Below are 18,908 nucleotides of genomic sequence, written 5' to 3' on the forward strand. Positions count from 1 at the left end.
GGACTTTCGAAGTCCGGCACGTTGGTGCCGGCGGGATTGAAAACCATGAAGACGACTAACCGACAAGACGAACATCTCTCTGCTCTGGTGGACGGGGAAACGGAACGTTTCGAAACCCGACGCAGGGTGGATGCGCTGCTCGACAGCTCCGAGTTGCGTGGACGCTGGGCGCGTTATCATCTGATCGGCGAGGCGCTGCGTCAGGAGCAGCCGATGCTGGCCGACGCGTCGTTCAGCGCACGGGTGATGGAGCGGGTTCGGGAAGAAGACGTCGAGCAGATTGTGCCGCAAGGGCAGGGTCGACGCTGGGTGCGTCCGGTGCTCGGCTTGGCGATGGCGGCCTCGGTCGCTGGTGCGATGGTCTTCGGTTTGCAGTCGATGCTGGGGCCGGAGGAAGGCGGTATGCAGCAGGCGTCGATAGAGGCGTCGGTCGCTCCCGCGGATCAGGCGTCCGACCCCGGTTACCATGTGCCGAACCAGCTCGAGAGCTATATGCGCATGAACGGCTATCTGCTCAGCCATGCGGAACAAAGCGGTGCCCAGGACGTGATGCCCTATGCACGCATGGTTGGCTACGCGCCGGGTAGTTCCTGACCGAGTATGCGGACGTTGATGATTGTGGGCTTGGCGTTGGGCCTGGTTTCCACTGCCTACGCGTCGGCGTCCGGGCATGTGCAGGAATCTCCCGAGGCTCTCCTGCAGGGTATGGACAGGGCCGTCAAGCAGCTGAATTACGAAGGCATCTTCGTCTATCAGAACGGCAATGCGCTCAGTACCTTGAAGGTGGTGCACGCATGGGATGCCGGGCGGGTCCGCGAGCGGCTGGTGTCGAAGGATGGGTCGCGCCGGGAGGTGCTGATCGACGGCAACAGCGTGACCTACGTACGCCCCTCGGTCAAATCGATCGTGATCATGCAGCGCAGCGTCCATCCAGGGCTGCCCGGCGGCTTGGACGCCGGTTCCTGGAAGAGTGCGTACTATCGTCCGCAATTGGGCAGATCACACCGCGTGGCGGGGATGTCCTGTCGCCAGGTGGTGCTGAAGCCGGTGGACAAGCTGCGCTATGCGCGGCGTATTTGCGTTGGCCTGCGGCATCATCTACCCCTGGAAACCGAGGTCATCGACCAGCATGGCAATGTGGTCGAACGCATGCTGTTCACCTCGCTGACGGTGGTCAGGTCGCTGCCGGCCAGCGAGTTCGCCCCTCCGGTGCTTGGTTCCGGCTATACGCTCAAGCGGGTGCAGGACTCCGGGCCCACGCATGCTTCCGCCTGGCGGTTCAGCAGCCTGCCGGAGGGCTTCAAGCTGTTCGCCGAACGCGAACGCAATCTCGCCGCCGGCGGCCAACGGGTGCGTCAGCTGGTGTTGTCCGACGGTGTTTCCACGGTGTCGGTGTTCATCGCGCCGGCGACGGCGGACGCTGCCGCAAATGGCAGTTTTCTGCGTAGCGGCGCGCTCAACGTGTATGCCGCGAAGGTGGATGGTCATGACGTCACCGTGATGGGCGAGGTGCCCCAGCGCACTATCCGTGATATCGCCGGCGCGTTGGCCAGGCAAAGCAATGGGTAGGTAGCACGTCGGGGGGCATTCGCGGGCCAGGGGTCGCTCAATCGAGCCCGTGCGAGCTGTGGCGCGTCAGCCCGCGGATGGCCTTTTTGCGTCTTCGTCGTCATAATCCGTTCCCTGTTTCCGCCGACGCGTTAAATGCATACGCTTACGCTATATCACCGCGCAGGTTGTCATCTGTGCGACGACATGCTGCAGGAACTGGAGCGTATGGGACCGGATGTCGGCTTCGTGATCAGCCGCGTCGACATCGACGCGGACCCGGCGCTTGCGCGCCGCTTCAACGAAAAAATACCGGTGCTGGCTCTGGGCGAGGACATCATTTGCTGTCATCGCCTCGACGAGCGGGTGCTGCGACAGGCGTTATCGGATGGCTAAGCCGCTCAAGAACATTCGCAATTTTTCGATCATCGCGCATATCGACCATGGCAAATCCACGCTGGCGGACCGCCTGATTCAGCTCTGCGGTGGTTTGAGCGAGCGTGAAATGTCCGCGCAGGTGCTCGATTCCATGGACATCGAGCGTGAACGCGGCATCACCATCAAGGCGCAGAGTGTATCGCTGGACTACAAGGCCGCCGACGGCGAGGTCTACCAGCTGAACATCATCGACACGCCCGGCCACGTGGATTTCTCCTACGAGGTGTCGCGCTCGCTGGCAGCCTGCGAGGGCGCGCTGCTGGTGGTGGACGCTTCGCAGGGCGTCGAGGCGCAGAGCGTTGCCAACTGCTATACCGCCATCGACCAGGGGCTGGAAGTGGTGCCGGTGCTCAACAAGATCGACCTGCCGGCGGCCGAGCCGGAGCGGGTGATCGAGGAGATCGAAGAGATCATCGGCATCGAAGCCCTGGATGCGCTGCGCATCAGCGCCAAGACCGGAGAGGGCGTGCCCGACCTGCTCGAGACGTTGGTCGCCCGGATCCCGCCGCCCGAGGGCGATCGCGACGCACCGCTGCAGGCTCTGATCATCGACTCCTGGTTCGACAACTACGTCGGCGTGGTCGCGCTGGTGCGTGTCGTCTCCGGGCGCATCCTGCCGCGGCAGAAGATCATGATGATGTCGACCGGGCGTACGCAGCAGGTGGACAAGGTGGGCGTGTTCCAGCCCAAGCCTTTCGTCACCGAAAGCCTGGAGGCGGGCGAGGTCGGCTACGTCATCGCCGCGATCAAGGAAATCGACGGCGCGCGCGTGGGCGACACCATCACCGGTGCCGACCGTCCCGCCGCCAAGCCGCTGCCGGGCTTCAAGGAAGTGCAGCCGCGCGTGTTCGCCGGCATCTTCCCGGTCGAATCGGATGACTACGAAGACCTGCGTGACGCGCTGGACAAGCTGCGGCTCAATGACGCCGCGCTGGCCTACGAGCCCGAGACCTCGCAGGCGCTGGGTTTCGGCTTCCGCTGCGGCTTTCTCGGCATGCTGCACATGGAGATCGTGCAGGAGCGTCTGGAACGCGAGTACGACCTTGATCTCATCACCACCGCGCCTACGGTCATCTACGAGGTACAGACGACCGGCGGGGAAGTGGTGCGGATCCACAATCCGAGCGATCTGCCTCCGGTCAACGAGATCGCCGAGATTCGCGAGCCGATCATCACCGCCAACATCTTGGTGCCGCAGGAATACGTCGGACAGGTGATCACGCTGTGCGTCGAAAAGCGCGGCGTGCAGGCCAAGATGCTGTATCTGGGCAAACAGGTCTCGCTGGCCTACGAGCTGCCGCTCAACGAAGTGGTGCTCGATTTCTTCGATCGCCTGAAATCCGTCAGCCGCGGCTACGCCTCGTTCGACTATCACATGGAACGTTTCCAGACTGCTCCGCTGGTGCGGGTGGATGTGTTGATCAACGGCGACCGGGTCGACGCACTGGCGCTGATCGTGCACCGCGACGCCGCGCAGACGCGCGGGCGCGAATTGACCGAGCGCATGAAGGAACTCATTCCGCGTCAGATGTTCGAAGTGGCGATCCAGGCGGCGATCGGCACGCACATCATTGCGCGTTCCTCGGTCAAGGCGCTGCGCAAGAACGTGTTGGCCAAATGCTATGGTGGCGACGTGTCGCGCAAGCGCAAGCTGCTGGAGAAACAGAAAGCAGGTAAGAAGCGCATGAAGCAGGTCGGCAAGGTGGAAATTCCGCAGGAGGCCTTTCTCGCCGTGCTGCGCGTAGACAATTGAGCGCCCGGCGGGCGCCATAGGTTGAGGAAACTATCGCATGAGTTTCGATCTGGAGTTCGTACTGGTCGTCGCCGTTCTGGTCACCGGCCTAGTCTGGTTGATCGATGCGCGCTGGGTCGCCCCCAAGCGTCGCAAGCAAGCCTACGGGGCGGATCAGGAGGGTGGGGTCGAGAACGTCAATGCGATCAGGGAACCCTGGTACGTCGAATACTCGCGCTCGTTCTTTCCTGTGCTGCTGGTCGTGCTCATTCTGCGCTCTTTCGTAGCCGAACCGTTCCGCATTCCCTCCGGCTCTATGATGCCAACCCTGTTGGTGGGCGACTTCATCCTGGTGAACAAGTTCGACTTCGGCCTGCGCCTGCCGTTGATCCACACCAAGATCGTGCCCGTGGGCGAGCCGCAGCGCGGCGATGTGGTCGTGTTCCGCTATCCGGAGAATCCTTCGATCGACTACATCAAGCGCATCATCGGCCTGCCGGGCGACAAGATCACCTACGATGGCAACAAGCTCTACATCAACGGCAAGCTGGTCAAAACCGTGCCGGACGGCATCTACAAGGGCGAAGGACCGAACCACCTGATGGGCGGTGCGCACAAGGAGATAGAATATCTTCCGCGGCGCAACGGCACCGTCGTCAAGCATGAAATCCTGATTCTGCCCCAGGTTCCCGTTTCCAGCCTGCCGGATGCAACGGTGACCGTGCCCAAGGGCCATTACTTCGTTATGGGCGACAACCGCGACGACAGTAACGATAGCCGTTTCTGGGGCTTCGTGCCCGAGAACAACCTGGTCGGCAGAGCCTTTCTGATCTGGATGAATTGGGATTCCCAGGACAATCGGGTTGACTTTCACCGCATCGGCGACATGATTCACTAGACGAACCGATGATTTGCCAATTCCAACAATGAGGCCGCTTGCGGCTGACAATCGAGGAGCAATCGCGATGCGCACGCGCAATAGCCAATGTGGCGTTTCTCTTATTTCGGTGCTTCTGCTGCTGGCCATCCTCGGGGTGGGCTTCACTATCGGCATACGCCTGTTTCCGGTGTACATGGACTACTACAACGTCAAGTCCATCATGAACGAGGTCGCGCATTCGCCCGGCATCGGCAGCAAGAACTACCACGGCGTGTGGGACGGCATCTCCAAGCGCCTGGACATCAACGACATCAACGACATCACGCAGAAGAACTTCAAGATGAAGACGGTGGGCAACCAGACCACGCTGACAGTCAAATACCAGGTCAAGCGTCATCTGATCGCCAACATCGACGGTCTGATGAGCTTCGATTATTCCGTGAGCTACGAAAGCAAGAACAACGGTGGCTGATGCACGGTTTTTCGTTCGGCGCGTCGTGAGGAATCCTCGGGGATGAGCCAGCGCACGATCGCCCTGGACTGGCTGCCCGAGTCCCTGCGCAGTTCGCCGCTGTACGAGCAGGCGCTCACCCACCGCAGCGCCTCGGCTTCGAACTACGAACGGCTGGAGTTCCTCGGCGATGCGTTGCTCGGTTTCGTCATCGGCGAGCACCTGTACCGGCAGTTCCCCAAGGGCAGCGAGGGAGAACTCAGCCGCTTGCGCGCCTCGCTGGTCAAGCGCGAGACCCTGGCTTCCATCGCGCGCGAACGGTGCCTGGGCGATCATCTGCGGCTTGGTTCCGGCGAACTCAAGAGCGGCGGTTTTCGCCGCGATTCCATTCTCGCCGATACCGTAGAAGCGCTGATCGGCGCGCATTATCTGGTGCTGGGTATGGAGCCTACGCGCGACTTCGTGTTGGCGCTGTACGGTGAGCGTCTGCAAGCGCTGCCCAGTGCGGACAGTCTCAAAGATCCCAAGACCCGGCTGCAGGAACTCCTGCAGGGGCGTGGCTTGCCGCTACCTGAATACATTTTGCTGGAGACCAGCGGCGAGGCGCACAGGCAGACCTTCCGCATCGCCTGTCGGGTGGCGGCGCGCGACCTGAGCGTCGAGGCCGTCGGTAGCAGCCGGCGCAAGGCCGAGCAGGCCGGTGCGGAAGCCGCGTTGAAGGCGCTCGAAGCGAACGGAGAGCGTTGATGGATACCTCACCGCAAGTGCGCCGAGGCGGCAGCGTCGCAATCGTCGGCCGTCCCAACGTCGGCAAATCGACGCTGCTCAACCAGTTGCTGGGCCAGAAGCTGGCGATCACGGCCGACAAGCCACAGACCACGCGCCACCGTATCCTCGGCGTGGTCGAAATGCCGGCCGGCCAGTTGGCGCTGCTCGACACGCCCGGCATTCACCGCATGCGCGGCGCACGGGCACTCAACGAGGCGCTCAACCGGGCAGCCATCGGTGCGGTCGTGGAGGCCGATGTGGTCTGGTTCATGGTCGTCGCCGGCCAATGGGACGAGGCGGAGGACCGCATTCTGGCTGCGCTGGTGCGCGAGGGCCGGCCGGTCATGTTGCTGGTCAACAAGATCGATCGTCTGAAGCGCCGCGAAGAATTGCTGCCGTTTCTGGAAAAGGTTGCGGCCAAGCACGATTTTGCGGAAATTTTTCCCATTTCCGCGCTCAAGGGCGACAACGCGCAGCGCCTGGCCGAACATACCCTGGCGCATCTGCCCGAGGGCGGTGCGCGCTATCCCGAGGATCAGCTCACCGACCGCAGCCTGCGCTTCATCAGCGCGGAGTTCATTCGCGAGCAAATCATGCGCTCGCTGGGCGAGGAAGTGCCCTACGCGGCGGCGGTCACCATCGATCAGTTCGAGGAAACGCCGACGCTGGTGCGCATCATCGCCACCGTGTGGGTCGAGCGCGACGGACAGAAGGCCATACTCATCGGCCGCGGCGGTGGCCGCCTCAAGTCGATCGGCAGCCAGGCGCGACACTCCATCGAGGAACTGGTCGAGCGCAAGGTGTTCCTGCAGTTGTGGGTCAAGGTGCGGGCAGGTTGGCAGGACGATCCGCGCTTCCTGCAGTCCCTGGAGCTGGACGATCTGAAGTGAGGGAACTGCAGGACGACGGCTATGTGCTGCACGCTCGGCCATACCGGGAGACCAGCCTGCTGCTCGAGGCCGTTACCGCCAACCACGGACGGCTCGGGCTGATTGCGCGCGGGGCTCGGCGCGGGCGTGGCGGACAGGCCGGTGCGCTGCAGCCGTTTCAGCGCCTGCAATTGCGCTGGAGTCCGCGCGGAGAACTGCACACCCTGGCCGGGGCGGAGGAAGTGGCTCGCCATCGCCTGACCTCGGCGGCGTTGCCGGCCGGTCTGTACCTCAACGAACTGCTCATGCGTCTGCTGACGCGGCATGAGGACTGTCACGAGATCTACTCGGCTTACGTGCGCACGCTGGAGCATATGAGCGCGGGCGAAGCCCTGGAGCCGGCGCTGCGCGATTTCGAGCTGGATCTGCTGGAAGGCCTGGGCTACGGACTGACGCTCGACTACGAGGCGGACGGCGGCGCGCCGCTGGACCCGCAGGCACGCTACTGTTATATCGAGCAGCATGGCGCCGTACGCGTCGCCGACAACGCGGCCGGTTCCTTTCCCGGCGCGATATTTCTCGGCATTGCCGCACGGGACTGGGGCGACGCGGAGACCTTGCGAGCGGCCAAGCACATACTGCGCGGCGCTCTGGAAGCGCACCTGGGTCCGCGCGGGCTGCGCACGCGGGAGCTGCTCGGCGGCTTGGCACGACTGCGGCGAATGTCCGACAATAGTCCCACCGATTCCTAGGTCGTATCTCTCATGAAACTCGGCGTAAACATCGACCACGTGGCCACCCTGCGGCAGGCGCGGCACACCCCGTACCCCAGCATCCCCGACGCGATCCGTACCGTCGAGCGCGGTGGTGCGGATGCCATCACCATGCACCTGCGCGAGGACCGGCGCCACATCCAGGATGCCGACATCCTCACCGCGCACGATCACCTCACGACGCGTCTCAACATGGAGATGGCGGCTACCGAGGAAATGGTCGGCATCGCCCTCCAGGTGCAGCCCCGCGACTGCTGCATCGTGCCCGAGAAACGCGAGGAGCTGACCACCGAAGGCGGCTTGGACGTGATCGGCATGGGGCAACGCCTGATCGACGCCTGCGGCCGCCTGGGCGAGGGCGGGGTGCGCGTGTCGCTGTTCGTCGAGCCCGACGTCGGGCTGCTCGAGGCAATCCGCGCCACGGGTGCGCCGGTCATCGAGCTGCATACCGGTACTTACGCCAATGCCGCCGACACTCCGGCTCGCGAGGCTGAACTGGAACGCATCCGCGCCATGACCGCCGCCGCGCATGCCGCCGGTATCCAGGTCAACGCGGGGCATGGCCTGGATTACACCAACGTCGCCGCCGTCGCGGCGATTCCCGAGCTGGTCGAGCTGAACATCGGCCACTCCATCGTGGCCCGCGCGCTGTTCGTCGGCCTGGAGCAGGCCACGCGCGAAATGAAGGCGCTGATGTCGGACGCGTGGACTTCGTGAGCGTTCGCGGCATCGGCGTCGACCTGGTCGAATTGCAGCGCGTCGAACGCATGTACGAGCGCCACGGTCCGCGTGCCGTGGAGCGCATTCTGCACCCCGACGAGCGCGTGGATCTGGGCAAACAGCGCGAACCGGCGCGCTATCTGGCCAAGCGCTTCGCGGCCAAGGAGGCCGGCGCCAAGGCGTTGGGCACCGGCATCGCCCACGGCGTACGCCTGCACGACATTCGTATAGGCCATGACGCACTGGGGCGTCCGGAGCTGATCCTAGCCGACGGGGCGCTGCAGCGGGCGCATGCGCTGGGCGCCACGCACTGGCATTTGTCGCTGAGCGACGAGCACGAGCAGGTGATCGCCTTCGTCGTATTGGACGGCAATTAGCCGTTCGGCTGTAGGATTCGGATATGGAAACGAAGAGATATCTGGTTGTCCAAGCTCATGCGAGCGAGTATCCCGAACCTATTACCTTCGCAAAAGGCGCTCCGCTCACCGTAGGTGAAAAGTATGCGGGGCCGGAGGATTGGAACGACTGGTTTTTCTGCGACACACCGGGGCAAAGAGGCGGTTGGGTGCCGGCACAGATTATTGAGATCATCAATGGCAGCAACGCCCGCGCCAGCGACGACTACACGGCGAGAGAATTGAATGTTCGCGCGGGGGATACGCTTCTGGGCCTGAAAATTCTGAATGGTTGGTGCTGGTGCAGCAATCCGAAAAATTCGGAATCTGGATGGATTCCTCTGAGGAATCTGCAGGAAGTCGACCCGTGATTTTTCTCATGACAGTCATTATCTAGCGATTGATAACAGACGGACCACCTACCTTCATCGGCAGCTCAGGCGCTGACTGTCCCCCGGCTAAGGAGCCGTGCAATGGAATACCCCACCATCGAGAAGTTCATCGGCAACACGCCGCTGGCGCGTCTGCAGCGCATGCCCGGCGACACTTCCAACACCGTGCTGGTCAAGCTCGAAGGCAACAATCCGGCGGGTTCGGTCAAGGATCGCCCGGCGCTGAGCATGATTATGCACGCCGAGGAGCGCGGTGACATCCGTCCCGGCGACACGTTGATCGAGGCCACCAGCGGCAATACCGGCATCGCGCTGGCGATGGTGGCGGCGATCCGCGGTTACCGCATGATCCTGATCATGCCCTCGAACATGAGCGCCGAGCGCCGCGCGGGCATGAAGGCCTACGGTGCGGAGATCATCCTGGTGGAAGGCATGGAGGTCGCCCGCGATCTGGCCCTGCAGATGCAGGCCGAGGGCAAGGGCCGCGTGCTCGACCAGTTCTCCAACCCCGACAATCCGCTGGCGCACTACGAGAGCACCGGCCCCGAGATCTGGCGCGACACCGGCGGCGGGATCACCCATTTCGTCAGCTCCATGGGCACCACCGGCACCATCATGGGCACTTCGGCCTATCTCAAGACGCAGAGCGCCGAGGTGCAGATCGTGGGCGTGCAGCCGCAGGAAGGCTCGAGCATTCCCGGCATCCGCCGCTGGCCGGAAACCTATCTGCCCAAGATCTTCGACCCTGCGCGGCTGGACCGTACCATCGACGTCTCGCAATCCGAGGCCGAGGAAACCATGCGCCGCCTGGCGGCCGAGGAGGGCATCTTCTGCGGCGTCTCCTCCGGCGGAGCGGTGGCTGCCGCGCTGCGCTTGTCCTCCGAAGTCGAGAACGCCACCATCGTGTCGATCATCTGCGACCGCGGCGACCGCTACATCTCCACCGGAGTGTTCCCGGCGTGAACGTGATGGTCTTCGACATCGAAACCGTGCCGGACGTTGCCAGCGGACGGAGGCTCTATGATCTGGACGGACTTTCGGACGCCGACGTCGCGCAGGCCATGTTCCAGTTGCGCATGGCCAAGACCGGTAGCGATTTCCTGCCTCACCATCTGCAGCGCATCGTCGCCATTTCGGTGGTGTTCCGCACCCGTGACGCCGTACGCGTGTGGTCGCTGGGCGACGAGGCGGCCGACGAGGCCGAACTGATCTCGCGCTTCTTCGACGGGCTGGAACGCTATACGCCGACGCTGGTGTCGTGGAACGGGGGCGGCTTCGACCTGCCGGTGCTGCACTACCGTTCCCTGCTGCACGGCGTCAGCGCGCCGCGTTACTGGGAGGTCGGCGATGACGACCGCGAGTTCCGCTACAACAACTACCTCGGCCGCTACCACTGGCGCCACGTCGACCTGATGGATGTGCTCGCCGGCTACCAGCCGCGCGCCAACGCGCCGCTGGACGAGGTGGCCACGATGATCGGCCTGCCGGGCAAGATGGGCATGAGCGGCGCCAAGGTGTGGGACGCCTTCCAGGCCGGCGATCTGGCCGGTATCCGCAACTACTGCGAGACCGACGTGCTCAACACCTATCTCGTCTATCTGCGTTTCCAGCATCTGCGCGGACGCCTGGACGACACCGGCTACGCCGACGAGCAGGAGCGCGTGCGCAGCATGCTCGACGAATCCGAAGCGGGACATCTGCAGGAATTCCTGCAGGCCTGGTTGGCGAGCGAGGTTTGATCCATGGCACGTAGAAACAAGCGCCGCGGTCCGCCGCGCGCGCCGGCGGAGCTGCGCATCGAATCCCTGGCCCAGGACGGGCGCGGCGTAGCCCATCTCGACGGCAAGGCCGTGTTCGTCGCCGGCGGTCTGCCCGGTGAGCGCGTGCGCGCCGCTTTCACCCGCGCCCACCGTGACTACGACGAGGCCGAGGTCGAGGAGGTGTTCGAGGCCTCGCCTGAGCGGGTCGAGCCCAAGTGCCCGCATTTCGGCCTGTGCGGCGGCTGTAGCCTCCAGCATCTGGCGCCGGCGGCGCAGATCGCGGCCAAGCAGCGCGCGCTGCTGGACGCCCTGCAGCGCATCGGCGGCGTGCAGCCCGAACGCGTGCTGGAGCCGCTCACCGCCCCGGTGTGGGGCTATCGGCGCAAGGCGCGCCTGGGCGTGCGCTACGTGCCGAAGAAGGGGCGGGTGCTGATCGGTTTCCGCGAACGCCAGGGGCGCCTGCTGGCCGATCTGTCGCGCTGCGAGGTGCTGGTGCCCGAGGTGGGCGAGCGTTTCGGCGAACTTTCCGAACTGATCGACGGCCTGAGCGTGCGCGAGCAGATTCCGCAGATCGAGGTCATGGCCGGCGACGAGGGCATCTGTCTGGTATTCCGCCATCTCGAAGCGCTGAGCGACGACGACCGCGAGAAACTGACCGCATTCGCCCGTGCGAGCGGTCTGTACGTGGCCCTGCAGTCGGGCGGGCCGGACACCATCGCGCCGCTGTGGCCCGAGCAGCAGCCGTTGTTCTACGCGCAGCCGGATTTCGGCACGCGCGTCGATTTTCGTGCCGGCGACTTCATCCAGGTCAACGCCGGAATCAACCGACGGATGGTCGTGCAGGCGCTGGAACTGCTGGATGTGCAGTCCGGCGAACACGTGCTGGAACTGTTCAGTGGGTTGGGCAATTTCACCCTGCCTTTGCTCAGTCGCGGTGCCCGGGTTACGGCCGTCGAAGGCGACCAGGCCATGACCGAGCGGGCCGCGCAGAATGTCGCCGCCAATGGCTTCGAGGCGGCAGAGCACTACGCCGCCGACCTCCTGGCGCCCGATCCCAAGGCGCTGTGGCTCAAGCGGGACTACGACAAAGTCCTGCTCGATCCGCCGCGTTCGGGGGCGAAGGAAATGCTGCCGCACATTGGCCGCATCGCATCGCCGCGCATCGTCTACGTGTCCTGTGATCCGGCCACGCTGGCGCGCGACGCCGGCGAACTGGTGAACGTTCACGGCTATCGACTGGAGGCCGCCGGCGTCATGGACATGTTCCCGCACACGGCGCACGTGGAGTCCATTGCCCTGTTCGTGCGCTGATCGCCGTTGAACGAAATCTCTGTGGACAGGGTCGGAAGAGTCGTTCGACATTTATCGCTGCACAGGGAGATCGGGCATGGAGATTCGGCGCGCTGTCGTGGACGACGCACGCGGCATAGCCCAGGTTCATGTGAAAAGCTGGCAGGCGGCATACCGCGATCTGCTGCCTCAGTCCTATCTTGATGCGCTGTCGGTCGAACAGCGTGAAGCGTTTTGGGAAAAGGCCATCCCCGGCGGTGCCGTCGAGGTTCTGCTTGCCGAGGTGGACGGCATCATCGCCGGTTGGGTTGCATGCGCCGCCGCGCGAGACGAGGATGTTCCTCCGCTTACCGGCGAGATGCAGGCGATCTATCTGCTGCCGGAATACTGGTCGCTCGGGATAGGCCGGGCGCTTTGGTCGGAAGCCAAGAGGCGTTTGCAGGATCGTGGGTTTGCCTACGCGTACGTCTGGGTGTTCGCCGACAATGCACGTGCGGTCGACTTCTATCGCGCAGCGGGTTTCGCGCTCAATCCTGCGTGTGAGGACTTCGACGAGTATGCGGGCACCCGGCTGAAGGCGGTCCGTTACGAAATGAGTCTGGTTTGGCCGTATACCTCAGTAGGTGGGCGCCGAGTGTCGGCCACGGCGATTCGTTCTCCGCATTGTCCGTGCGCGAGGTTCTTATCGTTTGCTTCCCAGTACGGTTTTGGCAATGCGGTGCACAAGTTCGCATTGTGCGGTTTCGAAGGCCGCTGCCTGACCTTCGGGAATGAGCATTTTCTTCAATTGCGGCATGGCCGCAGGCCATGCCGCGAGACCGATCAGCATCATCAGCGCGGCAGCGCTATCGGCTTCCGAGTCGAGCCCGAAGGCTTTCTGCAAGGCGGATACCCGCTGGCGATAGTATTCACGGCGCTTTTCTTCGTCGGGTACGGGGTCACTGCCGAACTCCAGGGCCTCCCATAGCATCAGCCGCAGCAGCTCGGGCGAGTGTTCATGGGTTTGCTGCAAGCGGTCGACGAGGTCGGCGGCCGATTCTCCCCACTTCCCGACGGTATCGGAGTGGGCCGCAAGCGTGTCGCTCATGACCGCCTCGAACAGGCCTTCTTTCGAGCCGAAGTTCGCGTAAATCCGCTCCTTGTTCGCCCCGGAGGCCGCGGCGATGCGGTTGATCCGCGCGCCGGCCGGCCCGAATTTGGAGAACTCCTCTCGTGCGGCATCGAGAATCCGACGCCGCGTCGCTTCCGCATCGCGCATGTGCATCTCCGTGTTTCCAACCATTCGGTTGGTTGCTATAGTGTTTCCAACCATTTGGTTGGTTTTGATGATGAGCCATGATCAAAGTGCATCTCGGAACGACGCGGTTGGAGATTATTTTACTGGCGATGCTCACCATCGTGGTGGTGGGGCAGATGTATGTCGTCATTCCCCTGTTCGCCCCAATGGGGAGCGCGATGGGGCATCCTGCTGCAGAGATGGTCATCGTCTCAAGCGCATTCGGGTTTCCCTACGCTTGTGCGGGACTTATCGCGGGTCCGCTAGCTGACGCCTGGGGCGCCAAGAGGGTCGTCATCCTCTCGCTATTGGCGACTGCACTGACGACGCTTGCGGTAGCCTTCGCTCCCGATTTCATGGAACTGGTGTCGCTGCGCGCGTTCCAGGGACTGACTGCCGGCTTTTTATCCGCACCCGTGTTCGCCTATATCGCGCGTGACCTCGAGGAGGACGCGCGTGTGTTTGCGACGACCGCGGTCATGGCCGCCGCAATGTCGTCGGCCGTGTTGATGCAGCTTTTCGCCCAGGTCGCGGAAGGACTGTGCGGCTGGCGTACGGTGTTCTTCCTCGCCGCGCCCGTGATCGTTCTCATGGCCTATGCCGCGCACCGATTGTTGGCAGAATCTTCGGCTACCCGTGAGAATCGCCTGCAGAAAGCGGTTCTGATGCTGCCGGGGCTTCTTCTGCGCGGGCGCCTGCTCGCGCTCTATGCCGCCGCGCTGAGCTTGCTGAGCGGTTTCGTCGCGGTATTGTCGGGCATCGCGCTCTATGGCCCTGCGGCTCTGCGAGCGTCCCCGGAGCATCTGTTTCTGCTCAGGGCATCGGCTTTGCCGGTCATGGTGGCGGTGCCGTTCCTTGCCGTACGGCTGAGGGGGCTTTCTCCTGCGCTGCGGATCATTGCCGGTCTGGGGTTGTCCGCAATCGCGCTCGGCGCGGCCGCATCGGCGGCGGAATCCCCATGGGCACTTGCCGCCGGGCTTTCGTTCTGTGTCGCCGGTCTTCTGATCGCCGCCCCAGCGATCGTGCAGGGCGCCGCGCAGTCGGCGGCGAACGCGAGCGGCGCGGCGGTTTCCCTCTATACGTTCGCTGTTTTTCTCGGCGCGAGCCTGGGGCCGAGACTTGCCGTTGCGCTGGCGCCGACAGGGTTGAGTGGCCTGTTGTCGGCGATCGCCATGTTGTTCGCGGTGAGTGCCATTCTCGGGGCGGTGGGCCTGAGAGCTTAGGGACCGCCTGCCTTGTCATGTGAGGCGAATACATCCTCTATCCGTTTCCACGTATCGTCGCGGGCGGCGTTGAACGTAGGCCGGCCAGCGAACATGAAACCGTGGCCTACGCCGTCGTAGACGACAACTTCGTGATTCACGTTGTACCGCGGGCGCTTTGTGTTGCTCGGAACTCCGGCGCTGGCCGAGCGGATGCGCGACTGTTCTTCGGACGGGGAGTTTCTCGACCAGCTCGCGTCCGAAGCGATCGTCAGCTACGCGGGGGACTTGCCGATCCTGCGTCGCTTTTGGAGCGACGCCTTTGCCGCCGAGATCGTTGCCGAACCCGCTCTCATCGCGCCGGACCTGAGGGCTGTTGTTGTTGCCGTTGCGAATGGGCTTGGCGTTTCCGTCGTTCCCGCCTATCTTTGCGCCGACGCCGTTATGCGTGGCGAGGTGGCGATCCTGAAGGATGCCGAGGCGGAATCGTCCAACGAACTTCTGCTCGGTTGGAACCGCCATGCGATCAGTTGTCCCGGGGTCGCATTTCTGCGCGGTCATTTTGTTGCCGAATTCGCCGCCTGATGTGTCCTCCCTCGCAGGGGGCACGCGCCTTGTACCTCATCCCGCTGGCTCACATTGCTGAAGGATCGGAAACATGTCTGCTTACGCAATCGCAGCGCTGCTCGTACTGTTCGTGTCGATCGCGCTCGTGTGGCGTCTGGCTTCCCGCCGTCAGTCGCTGCCCTGTCCGTCGTGGCTGAGCTGGCTGGTGGAGGTGGACAATCCGTTCACCAAGACCAATCGCGCCGCGACGATCATCGCTCACCTGGGAGTCGAGCCGGGTATGCGCGTGCTGGACGCCGGCTGTGGTCCGGGGCGGCTCAGTCTGCCGCTGGCCAGGGCGGTTGGCGCGCAGGGCGAAGTCGTGGCGCTGGACGTGCAGGCCGGAATGCTGCGCAAGGTCGGAGACAAGGCTGCGGAGCAGGGCCTGGACAACATCCGCTTCATCGAGTCCGCGCTAGAGGATGCCCCCCTCGACGCCGCGCAGTTCGATCGCGCGCTGCTGGTGACCGTCCTGGGTGAAATCCCGGATCAGGCGGCGGCGCTGACCAAATTGTGTGCCGTGCTAAAACCGGGCGGCGTGCTGTCGATCACTGAAATCGTTTTCGATCCGCATTTCCAGACCCGGCGGCACGTAACCCGGCTGGCGGAAACGGCGGGTCTGCGGGAAAGGGACTTTTTCGGGAACCGCATCGCCTATACGCTGCATTTCGAGAAACCTCTCGCGAACCGGGGCGATTGAAATGGATATTCGCGGTGCGACTTCCGGTGATGTCGACGCGTTGGTCGACTTGATGGAGGCGTTTTACGCCGAATCCGATATGACGCTGGACCGGCCATGGGCGGCAACGTCGTTTGCTGCGTTGCTGTCGCAGCCTCACTTGGGGAGCGTGTGGCTTGCCGACGTTTCAGGCGTTCCTGTCGGATATGTGGTGCTGACGGTACGCCATTCCATGGAGTTCGGCGGTCTCGCCGGTTCTGTTGACGATCTGTTCGTCGGGCCGGATCACCGCCGTTGCGGCGTGGGAAATGCGTTGCTGGCGCGTGTAATGGATGCCTGCGCTGCGCAGGGATGCCGGGCGGTGCAGGTCGAGGTCGGGCGGGACAACGGCCCGGCTCTTGCGCTGTATCGAAAGCTTGGGCTCGACAGCGTGGACGACGAGCGGATTATCCTCTGTCGCGAACTCCGCGATTGACGCATGCAGGCACGCCTTTTCTCCGCGGATACTGCGATGAGCAGGGTCTGCGGATCGACGGCGCCCGTGCTTTCGGCTTTTCCTCCCGGTTCGTATCGCCTATCTTCTGAGATCACCGCACACGCAGGGCAAACCATTGGACCCAGTCGACGCCATCGCCGAACAGCGCATTCGCGAAGCTGTGGAGCGCCGCGAACTGGAAGACCTGCCGGGCGCGGGCCGTCCTTTGTGCCTGGACGACGATGCTCACGTGCCCTCCGAGCTGCGCGCGGCATATCGGCTGCTGAAGAACTCGGGCTTTCTGCCTCCCGAGTTGCAACTGCGTCGCGAAATCACCGAGACCGAAGCGCTCATAGCGGCGGCCATCGAACCGGGCGAGCGCAGTCGGGCGCGCCGGCGCCTGGAGATGCTGCGTCTGCGGCTGAATGCGTCCGCGCACCGTGACCTGCGGCTCGATGAAGCCTATTACCAGGACGTTTGCCGGCGCTTCGATGCGCCGCAGGCGCCATCACGCGAAACCGAGGAGGAAGCATGAGCGACACCAAGATCCTGTTGCCGGAAGCCGAGATTCCGACGCACTGGTACAACGTGATGGCGGACATGCCGAACCCGCCGGCGCCGCCGCTGGGCCCGGACGGACAGCCGGTCGGCCCCGATGCGCTGGCGGCTATTTTCCCCGAGGCCATCATCGAGCAGGAGATGTCGGCCGAGCGCTGGATCGAGATTCCCGATGCGGTGCGCGAGATTTACCGCTTGTGGCGCCCCTCGCCGTTGTTTCGGGCACATCGTCTGGAGCAGGCGCTGGGTACGCCGGCGCGTATCTACTACAAGTACGAAGGCGTCAGCCCGGCCGGTTCGCACAAGCCCAACAGCGCGGTGGCGCAGGCCTATTACAACCAGCAGGCCGGCATCAAGCGTTTGACTACCGAGACCGGCGCCGGGCAGTGGGGTTCTTCGCTGGCGCTGGCCGGGCAGATGTTCGGACTCGAGGTGCGGGTCTACATGGTCAAGGTCAGCTACGAGCAGAAGCCGTTCCGCCGCTCGATGATGCAGACCTGGGGGGCGGAGGTGTTGGCCAGTCCCACCGACAGGACCGAGGCCGGGCGCGGCATTCTGGCCAAGCATCCGGATTCGCCCGGATCGCTTGGTATTGCGATTTCCGAAGCGGTGGAGGAGGCTGCCTCGCGGCCCGATACGAACTACACCCTGGGGTCGGTGCTCAACCACGTGCTGCTGCATCAGACCGTAATTGGCCTGGAAGCGCGCAAGCAGTTCGAACTCGCGGGGGATTTCCCGGACGTGATCTTCGCGCCCTGCGGCGGCGGGTCCAACTTCGGCGGCGTGGCCTTTCCGTTTCTGGAAGCCAAGGCAGGCGGGCGCGAGGTGCGCCTGGTCGCGGTCGAGCCCGCGTCCTGCCCGACGCTTACCCGCGGTCACTACGCCTATGATTTCGGCGACTCCGTCGGCCTGACGCCTCTGATGCTGATGTACACACTGGGCCACGACTTCGTGCCGCCCGGCATTCATGCCGGCGGTCTGCGCTACCACGGCGACTCGCCGCTGGTCAGCCAGCTGCACAAGGAAGGCATCGTCGAGGCGCTGGCGGTGAAACAGCTCGCCACCTTCGAGGCCGGTGTCGCCTTCGCCCAGGCCGAGGGCATCGTGCCCGCGCCGGAATCCAACCATGCTATTGCGGCCTGTATCGACGAGGCGAGGCGCTGCAAGGAGAGCGGTGAGGCCAAGACGCTGTTCTTCAACCTCTCCGGCCACGGTCACTTCGATATGGCGGCATACGATCGCTATTTCGCGGGCGAACTTGAGGATTACGAGTATCCCGCCGAGGCGATAGACGAGGCGCTGCACAACCTGCCGAAGGTGGGATAGATCTGTTTAAGCGTTCCGGTTCTCGGCGTGTAAACGGTGGGGGGCTGGATGTTGCCGGTCCGCTACCGTCTACATTGACTGATAAGCACATGGGAGTGTGGGTCGCGGCGCACATTGGATAACTTTAGTATCCATTGTGCTATTGCAGCAGTGATCTGTAGCTGGTCGTTGATCCTCAGCAGCTCCTTCACGCACTGGGTATGGAGCAGCGCGGTTGGCGTGTCCGAACTGCTGCTTGCGGGCAACGAACTGCAGCTCAAGGCACGCGAGGCCGAGCTGGACTGGAATGCGTTCGAACGCTGGAAGATGCCCTCCATCGTTGAATTGGTTGATGGCGAGTTCTGTGTCGTCCGAGCGCAGCGTCGCCCACCACCGCCTTCCTAGGAAGAGATCGAGCGCAAGCATGGCAAGCGCAACGCAGCCATGGTGGCCGCTATAGCTACCAACAAATCGGCGCGCACTTTGGCGTCCACTTCACCACCATGGCGAAGGTGGTTCGGCAGGCAAAGCAGGGCAGTCAGTGAATGGGTGAGCGGTCTAAAGTATAGACCCTAGATGCGTGACCCTAGATGCGTGACCCTAGATGCGTGACCCTAGATGCGTGACCCTAGATGCGCGGGGGCTTGAAATCCAAGAGGGTATCTGAACCGTCCCGGTTTTCGCGGAGGCTGTTGGGTTTAAGTTAAGCGGCAATGGGGATTGGCTGCCCGAGTTGCCGGTAGTAGTTTGCCTCAGCTTCTGCGGGCGGGATATAGCCCAGGGGTTCCATC

The 18,908-nt window shown here is 63.6% G+C and carries 24 protein-coding genes; all 24 read left to right on the forward strand.

Going from position 1 to position 18,908, the window contains the following annotated elements:
• Positions 1-45: 45 nt before the first annotated feature.
• The 24 genes from P8014_RS11820 to P8014_RS11935 all read left to right on the forward strand — a co-directional run bounded on the left by P8014_RS11820 (position 46) and on the right by P8014_RS11935 (position 18,522).
• On the forward strand, positions 46-594 hold the full coding sequence (locus tag P8014_RS11820; RefSeq protein WP_337817531.1) for a sigma-E factor negative regulatory protein: 549 nt from the start codon (positions 46-48) through the stop codon (positions 592-594).
• 18 nt (positions 595-612) lie between these two features.
• A complete protein-coding gene (locus P8014_RS11825; RefSeq protein ID WP_337817532.1) occupies positions 613-1,569 on the forward strand; it encodes a MucB/RseB C-terminal domain-containing protein in 957 nt (318 codons plus the stop codon).
• A gap of 135 nt (positions 1,570-1,704) precedes the next feature.
• Positions 1,705-1,944 carry a glutaredoxin family protein gene (locus P8014_RS11830; RefSeq protein WP_337817533.1) on the forward strand — a complete coding sequence of 80 codons (240 nt, stop codon included), beginning with the start codon at positions 1,705-1,707 and terminating at the stop codon, positions 1,942-1,944.
• Complete coding sequence (lepA, locus tag P8014_RS11835; RefSeq protein WP_337817534.1) at positions 1,937-3,739, forward strand: translation elongation factor 4; 1,803 nt, start codon at positions 1,937-1,939, stop codon at positions 3,737-3,739. Before P8014_RS11830 ends, lepA begins: the two co-directional genes overlap by 8 nt.
• A 37-nt stretch (positions 3,740-3,776) precedes the next feature.
• Positions 3,777-4,616, forward strand: coding sequence for a signal peptidase I (gene lepB / locus P8014_RS11840; protein WP_337817535.1), 840 nt, complete (start codon positions 3,777-3,779; stop codon positions 4,614-4,616).
• Between the two features lie 67 nt (positions 4,617-4,683).
• The gene (locus tag P8014_RS11845; protein WP_337817536.1) at positions 4,684-5,070 is read left to right on the forward strand and encodes a DUF4845 domain-containing protein; all 387 of its coding nucleotides are present in this window, start codon (positions 4,684-4,686) and stop codon (positions 5,068-5,070) included.
• 42 nt (positions 5,071-5,112) lie between these two features.
• Complete coding sequence (gene rnc, locus P8014_RS11850) at positions 5,113-5,796, forward strand: ribonuclease III (RefSeq protein ID WP_337817537.1); 684 nt, start codon at positions 5,113-5,115, stop codon at positions 5,794-5,796.
• Positions 5,796-6,707 carry a GTPase Era gene (era, locus tag P8014_RS11855; RefSeq protein WP_337817538.1) on the forward strand — a complete coding sequence of 304 codons (912 nt, stop codon included), beginning with the start codon at positions 5,796-5,798 and terminating at the stop codon, positions 6,705-6,707. Before rnc ends, era begins: the two co-directional genes overlap by 1 nt.
• Positions 6,704-7,438: a DNA repair protein RecO gene (gene recO, locus P8014_RS11860; RefSeq protein WP_337817539.1), complete on the forward strand. Its 735-nt coding sequence runs from the start codon at positions 6,704-6,706 to the stop codon at positions 7,436-7,438. Before era ends, recO begins: the two co-directional genes overlap by 4 nt.
• A 12-nt stretch (positions 7,439-7,450) precedes the next feature.
• Positions 7,451-8,176, forward strand: a complete 726-nt coding sequence (locus P8014_RS11865) for a pyridoxine 5'-phosphate synthase (protein WP_337817540.1) — start codon at positions 7,451-7,453, stop codon at positions 8,174-8,176.
• Positions 8,173-8,556 carry a holo-ACP synthase gene (gene acpS, locus P8014_RS11870; RefSeq protein ID WP_337817541.1) on the forward strand — a complete coding sequence of 128 codons (384 nt, stop codon included), beginning with the start codon at positions 8,173-8,175 and terminating at the stop codon, positions 8,554-8,556. Before P8014_RS11865 ends, acpS begins: the two co-directional genes overlap by 4 nt.
• A 23-nt stretch (positions 8,557-8,579) precedes the next feature.
• Positions 8,580-8,945: an SH3 domain-containing protein gene (locus P8014_RS11875; protein ID WP_337817542.1), complete on the forward strand. Its 366-nt coding sequence runs from the start codon at positions 8,580-8,582 to the stop codon at positions 8,943-8,945.
• Positions 8,946-9,047: 102 nt separating this feature from the next.
• The gene (cysM, locus tag P8014_RS11880; RefSeq protein WP_337817543.1) at positions 9,048-9,929 is read left to right on the forward strand and encodes a cysteine synthase CysM; all 882 of its coding nucleotides are present in this window, start codon (positions 9,048-9,050) and stop codon (positions 9,927-9,929) included.
• Positions 9,926-10,705 (forward strand): 3'-5' exonuclease, encoded by a 780-nt coding sequence (locus P8014_RS11885; RefSeq protein ID WP_337817544.1) that lies wholly within the window; start codon positions 9,926-9,928, stop codon positions 10,703-10,705. Before cysM ends, P8014_RS11885 begins: the two co-directional genes overlap by 4 nt.
• 3 nt (positions 10,706-10,708) lie before the next feature.
• Positions 10,709-12,037, forward strand: coding sequence for a 23S rRNA (uracil(1939)-C(5))-methyltransferase RlmD (gene rlmD, locus P8014_RS11890; protein WP_337817545.1), 1,329 nt, complete (start codon positions 10,709-10,711; stop codon positions 12,035-12,037).
• A 76-nt stretch (positions 12,038-12,113) separates the two neighbouring features.
• A complete protein-coding gene (locus P8014_RS11895) occupies positions 12,114-12,983 on the forward strand; it encodes a GNAT family N-acetyltransferase (protein ID WP_337817546.1) in 870 nt (289 codons plus the stop codon).
• A 30-nt stretch (positions 12,984-13,013) separates the two neighbouring features.
• On the forward strand, positions 13,014-13,355 hold the full coding sequence (locus tag P8014_RS11900; RefSeq protein WP_337817547.1) for a hypothetical protein: 342 nt from the start codon (positions 13,014-13,016) through the stop codon (positions 13,353-13,355).
• Entirely contained in the window at positions 13,352-14,515 is a 1,164-nt protein-coding gene (locus P8014_RS11905; RefSeq protein ID WP_337817548.1) for an MFS transporter, read from the forward strand. Before P8014_RS11900 ends, P8014_RS11905 begins: the two co-directional genes overlap by 4 nt.
• A gap of 159 nt (positions 14,516-14,674) precedes the next feature.
• A complete protein-coding gene (locus P8014_RS11910) occupies positions 14,675-15,079 on the forward strand; it encodes a LysR substrate-binding domain-containing protein (protein ID WP_337817549.1) in 405 nt (134 codons plus the stop codon).
• Positions 15,080-15,152: 73 nt separating this feature from the next.
• Positions 15,153-15,800 (forward strand): methyltransferase domain-containing protein, encoded by a 648-nt coding sequence (locus P8014_RS11915; protein WP_337817550.1) that lies wholly within the window; start codon positions 15,153-15,155, stop codon positions 15,798-15,800.
• Between the two features lies 1 nt (position 15,801).
• Positions 15,802-16,254: a GNAT family N-acetyltransferase gene (locus tag P8014_RS11920; RefSeq protein WP_337817551.1), complete on the forward strand. Its 453-nt coding sequence runs from the start codon at positions 15,802-15,804 to the stop codon at positions 16,252-16,254.
• A gap of 136 nt (positions 16,255-16,390) precedes the next feature.
• A complete protein-coding gene (locus P8014_RS11925; RefSeq protein ID WP_337817552.1) occupies positions 16,391-16,789 on the forward strand; it encodes a DnaJ family domain-containing protein in 399 nt (132 codons plus the stop codon).
• Positions 16,786-18,138 carry a TrpB-like pyridoxal phosphate-dependent enzyme gene (locus P8014_RS11930; RefSeq protein WP_337817553.1) on the forward strand — a complete coding sequence of 451 codons (1,353 nt, stop codon included), beginning with the start codon at positions 16,786-16,788 and terminating at the stop codon, positions 18,136-18,138. The genes P8014_RS11925 and P8014_RS11930 overlap by 4 nt, the downstream gene beginning before the upstream one ends.
• 168 nt (positions 18,139-18,306) lie before the next feature.
• Positions 18,307-18,522, forward strand: coding sequence for a hypothetical protein (locus P8014_RS11935; protein WP_337817554.1), 216 nt, complete (start codon positions 18,307-18,309; stop codon positions 18,520-18,522).
• Positions 18,523-18,908 lie beyond the last annotated feature (386 nt).

This window comes from Acidihalobacter sp. (assembly GCF_037381185.1).
Classification (GTDB): Bacteria; Pseudomonadota; Gammaproteobacteria; order DSM-5130; family Acidihalobacteraceae; genus Acidihalobacter_A.

What these genes read in the sequence shown, in the direction of transcription:
- P8014_RS11820 (WP_337817531.1), top strand. Translation starts at nt 46, where the DNA reads ATGAAGACGACTAACCGACAAGACGAACATCTCTCTGCTCTGGTGGAC.
- P8014_RS11825 (WP_337817532.1), top strand. Translation starts at nt 613, where the DNA reads ATGATTGTGGGCTTGGCGTTGGGCCTGGTTTCCACTGCCTACGCGTCG.
- P8014_RS11830 (WP_337817533.1), top strand. Translation starts at nt 1,705, where the DNA reads ATGCATACGCTTACGCTATATCACCGCGCAGGTTGTCATCTGTGCGAC.
- lepA (WP_337817534.1), top strand. Translation starts at nt 1,937, where the DNA reads ATGGCTAAGCCGCTCAAGAACATTCGCAATTTTTCGATCATCGCGCAT.
- lepB (WP_337817535.1), top strand. Translation starts at nt 3,777, where the DNA reads ATGAGTTTCGATCTGGAGTTCGTACTGGTCGTCGCCGTTCTGGTCACC.
- P8014_RS11845 (WP_337817536.1), top strand. Translation starts at nt 4,684, where the DNA reads ATGCGCACGCGCAATAGCCAATGTGGCGTTTCTCTTATTTCGGTGCTT.
- rnc (WP_337817537.1), top strand. Translation starts at nt 5,113, where the DNA reads ATGAGCCAGCGCACGATCGCCCTGGACTGGCTGCCCGAGTCCCTGCGC.
- era (WP_337817538.1), top strand. Translation starts at nt 5,796, where the DNA reads ATGGATACCTCACCGCAAGTGCGCCGAGGCGGCAGCGTCGCAATCGTC.
- P8014_RS11865 (WP_337817540.1), top strand. Translation starts at nt 7,451, where the DNA reads ATGAAACTCGGCGTAAACATCGACCACGTGGCCACCCTGCGGCAGGCG.
- P8014_RS11875 (WP_337817542.1), top strand. Translation starts at nt 8,580, where the DNA reads ATGGAAACGAAGAGATATCTGGTTGTCCAAGCTCATGCGAGCGAGTAT.
- cysM (WP_337817543.1), top strand. Translation starts at nt 9,048, where the DNA reads ATGGAATACCCCACCATCGAGAAGTTCATCGGCAACACGCCGCTGGCG.
- rlmD (WP_337817545.1), top strand. Translation starts at nt 10,709, where the DNA reads ATGGCACGTAGAAACAAGCGCCGCGGTCCGCCGCGCGCGCCGGCGGAG.
- P8014_RS11895 (WP_337817546.1), top strand. Translation starts at nt 12,114, where the DNA reads ATGGAGATTCGGCGCGCTGTCGTGGACGACGCACGCGGCATAGCCCAG.
- P8014_RS11900 (WP_337817547.1), top strand. Translation starts at nt 13,014, where the DNA reads ATGGGTTTGCTGCAAGCGGTCGACGAGGTCGGCGGCCGATTCTCCCCA.
- P8014_RS11905 (WP_337817548.1), top strand. Translation starts at nt 13,352, where the DNA reads ATGATCAAAGTGCATCTCGGAACGACGCGGTTGGAGATTATTTTACTG.
- P8014_RS11915 (WP_337817550.1), top strand. Translation starts at nt 15,153, where the DNA reads ATGTCTGCTTACGCAATCGCAGCGCTGCTCGTACTGTTCGTGTCGATC.
- P8014_RS11920 (WP_337817551.1), top strand. Translation starts at nt 15,802, where the DNA reads ATGGATATTCGCGGTGCGACTTCCGGTGATGTCGACGCGTTGGTCGAC.
- P8014_RS11930 (WP_337817553.1), top strand. Translation starts at nt 16,786, where the DNA reads ATGAGCGACACCAAGATCCTGTTGCCGGAAGCCGAGATTCCGACGCAC.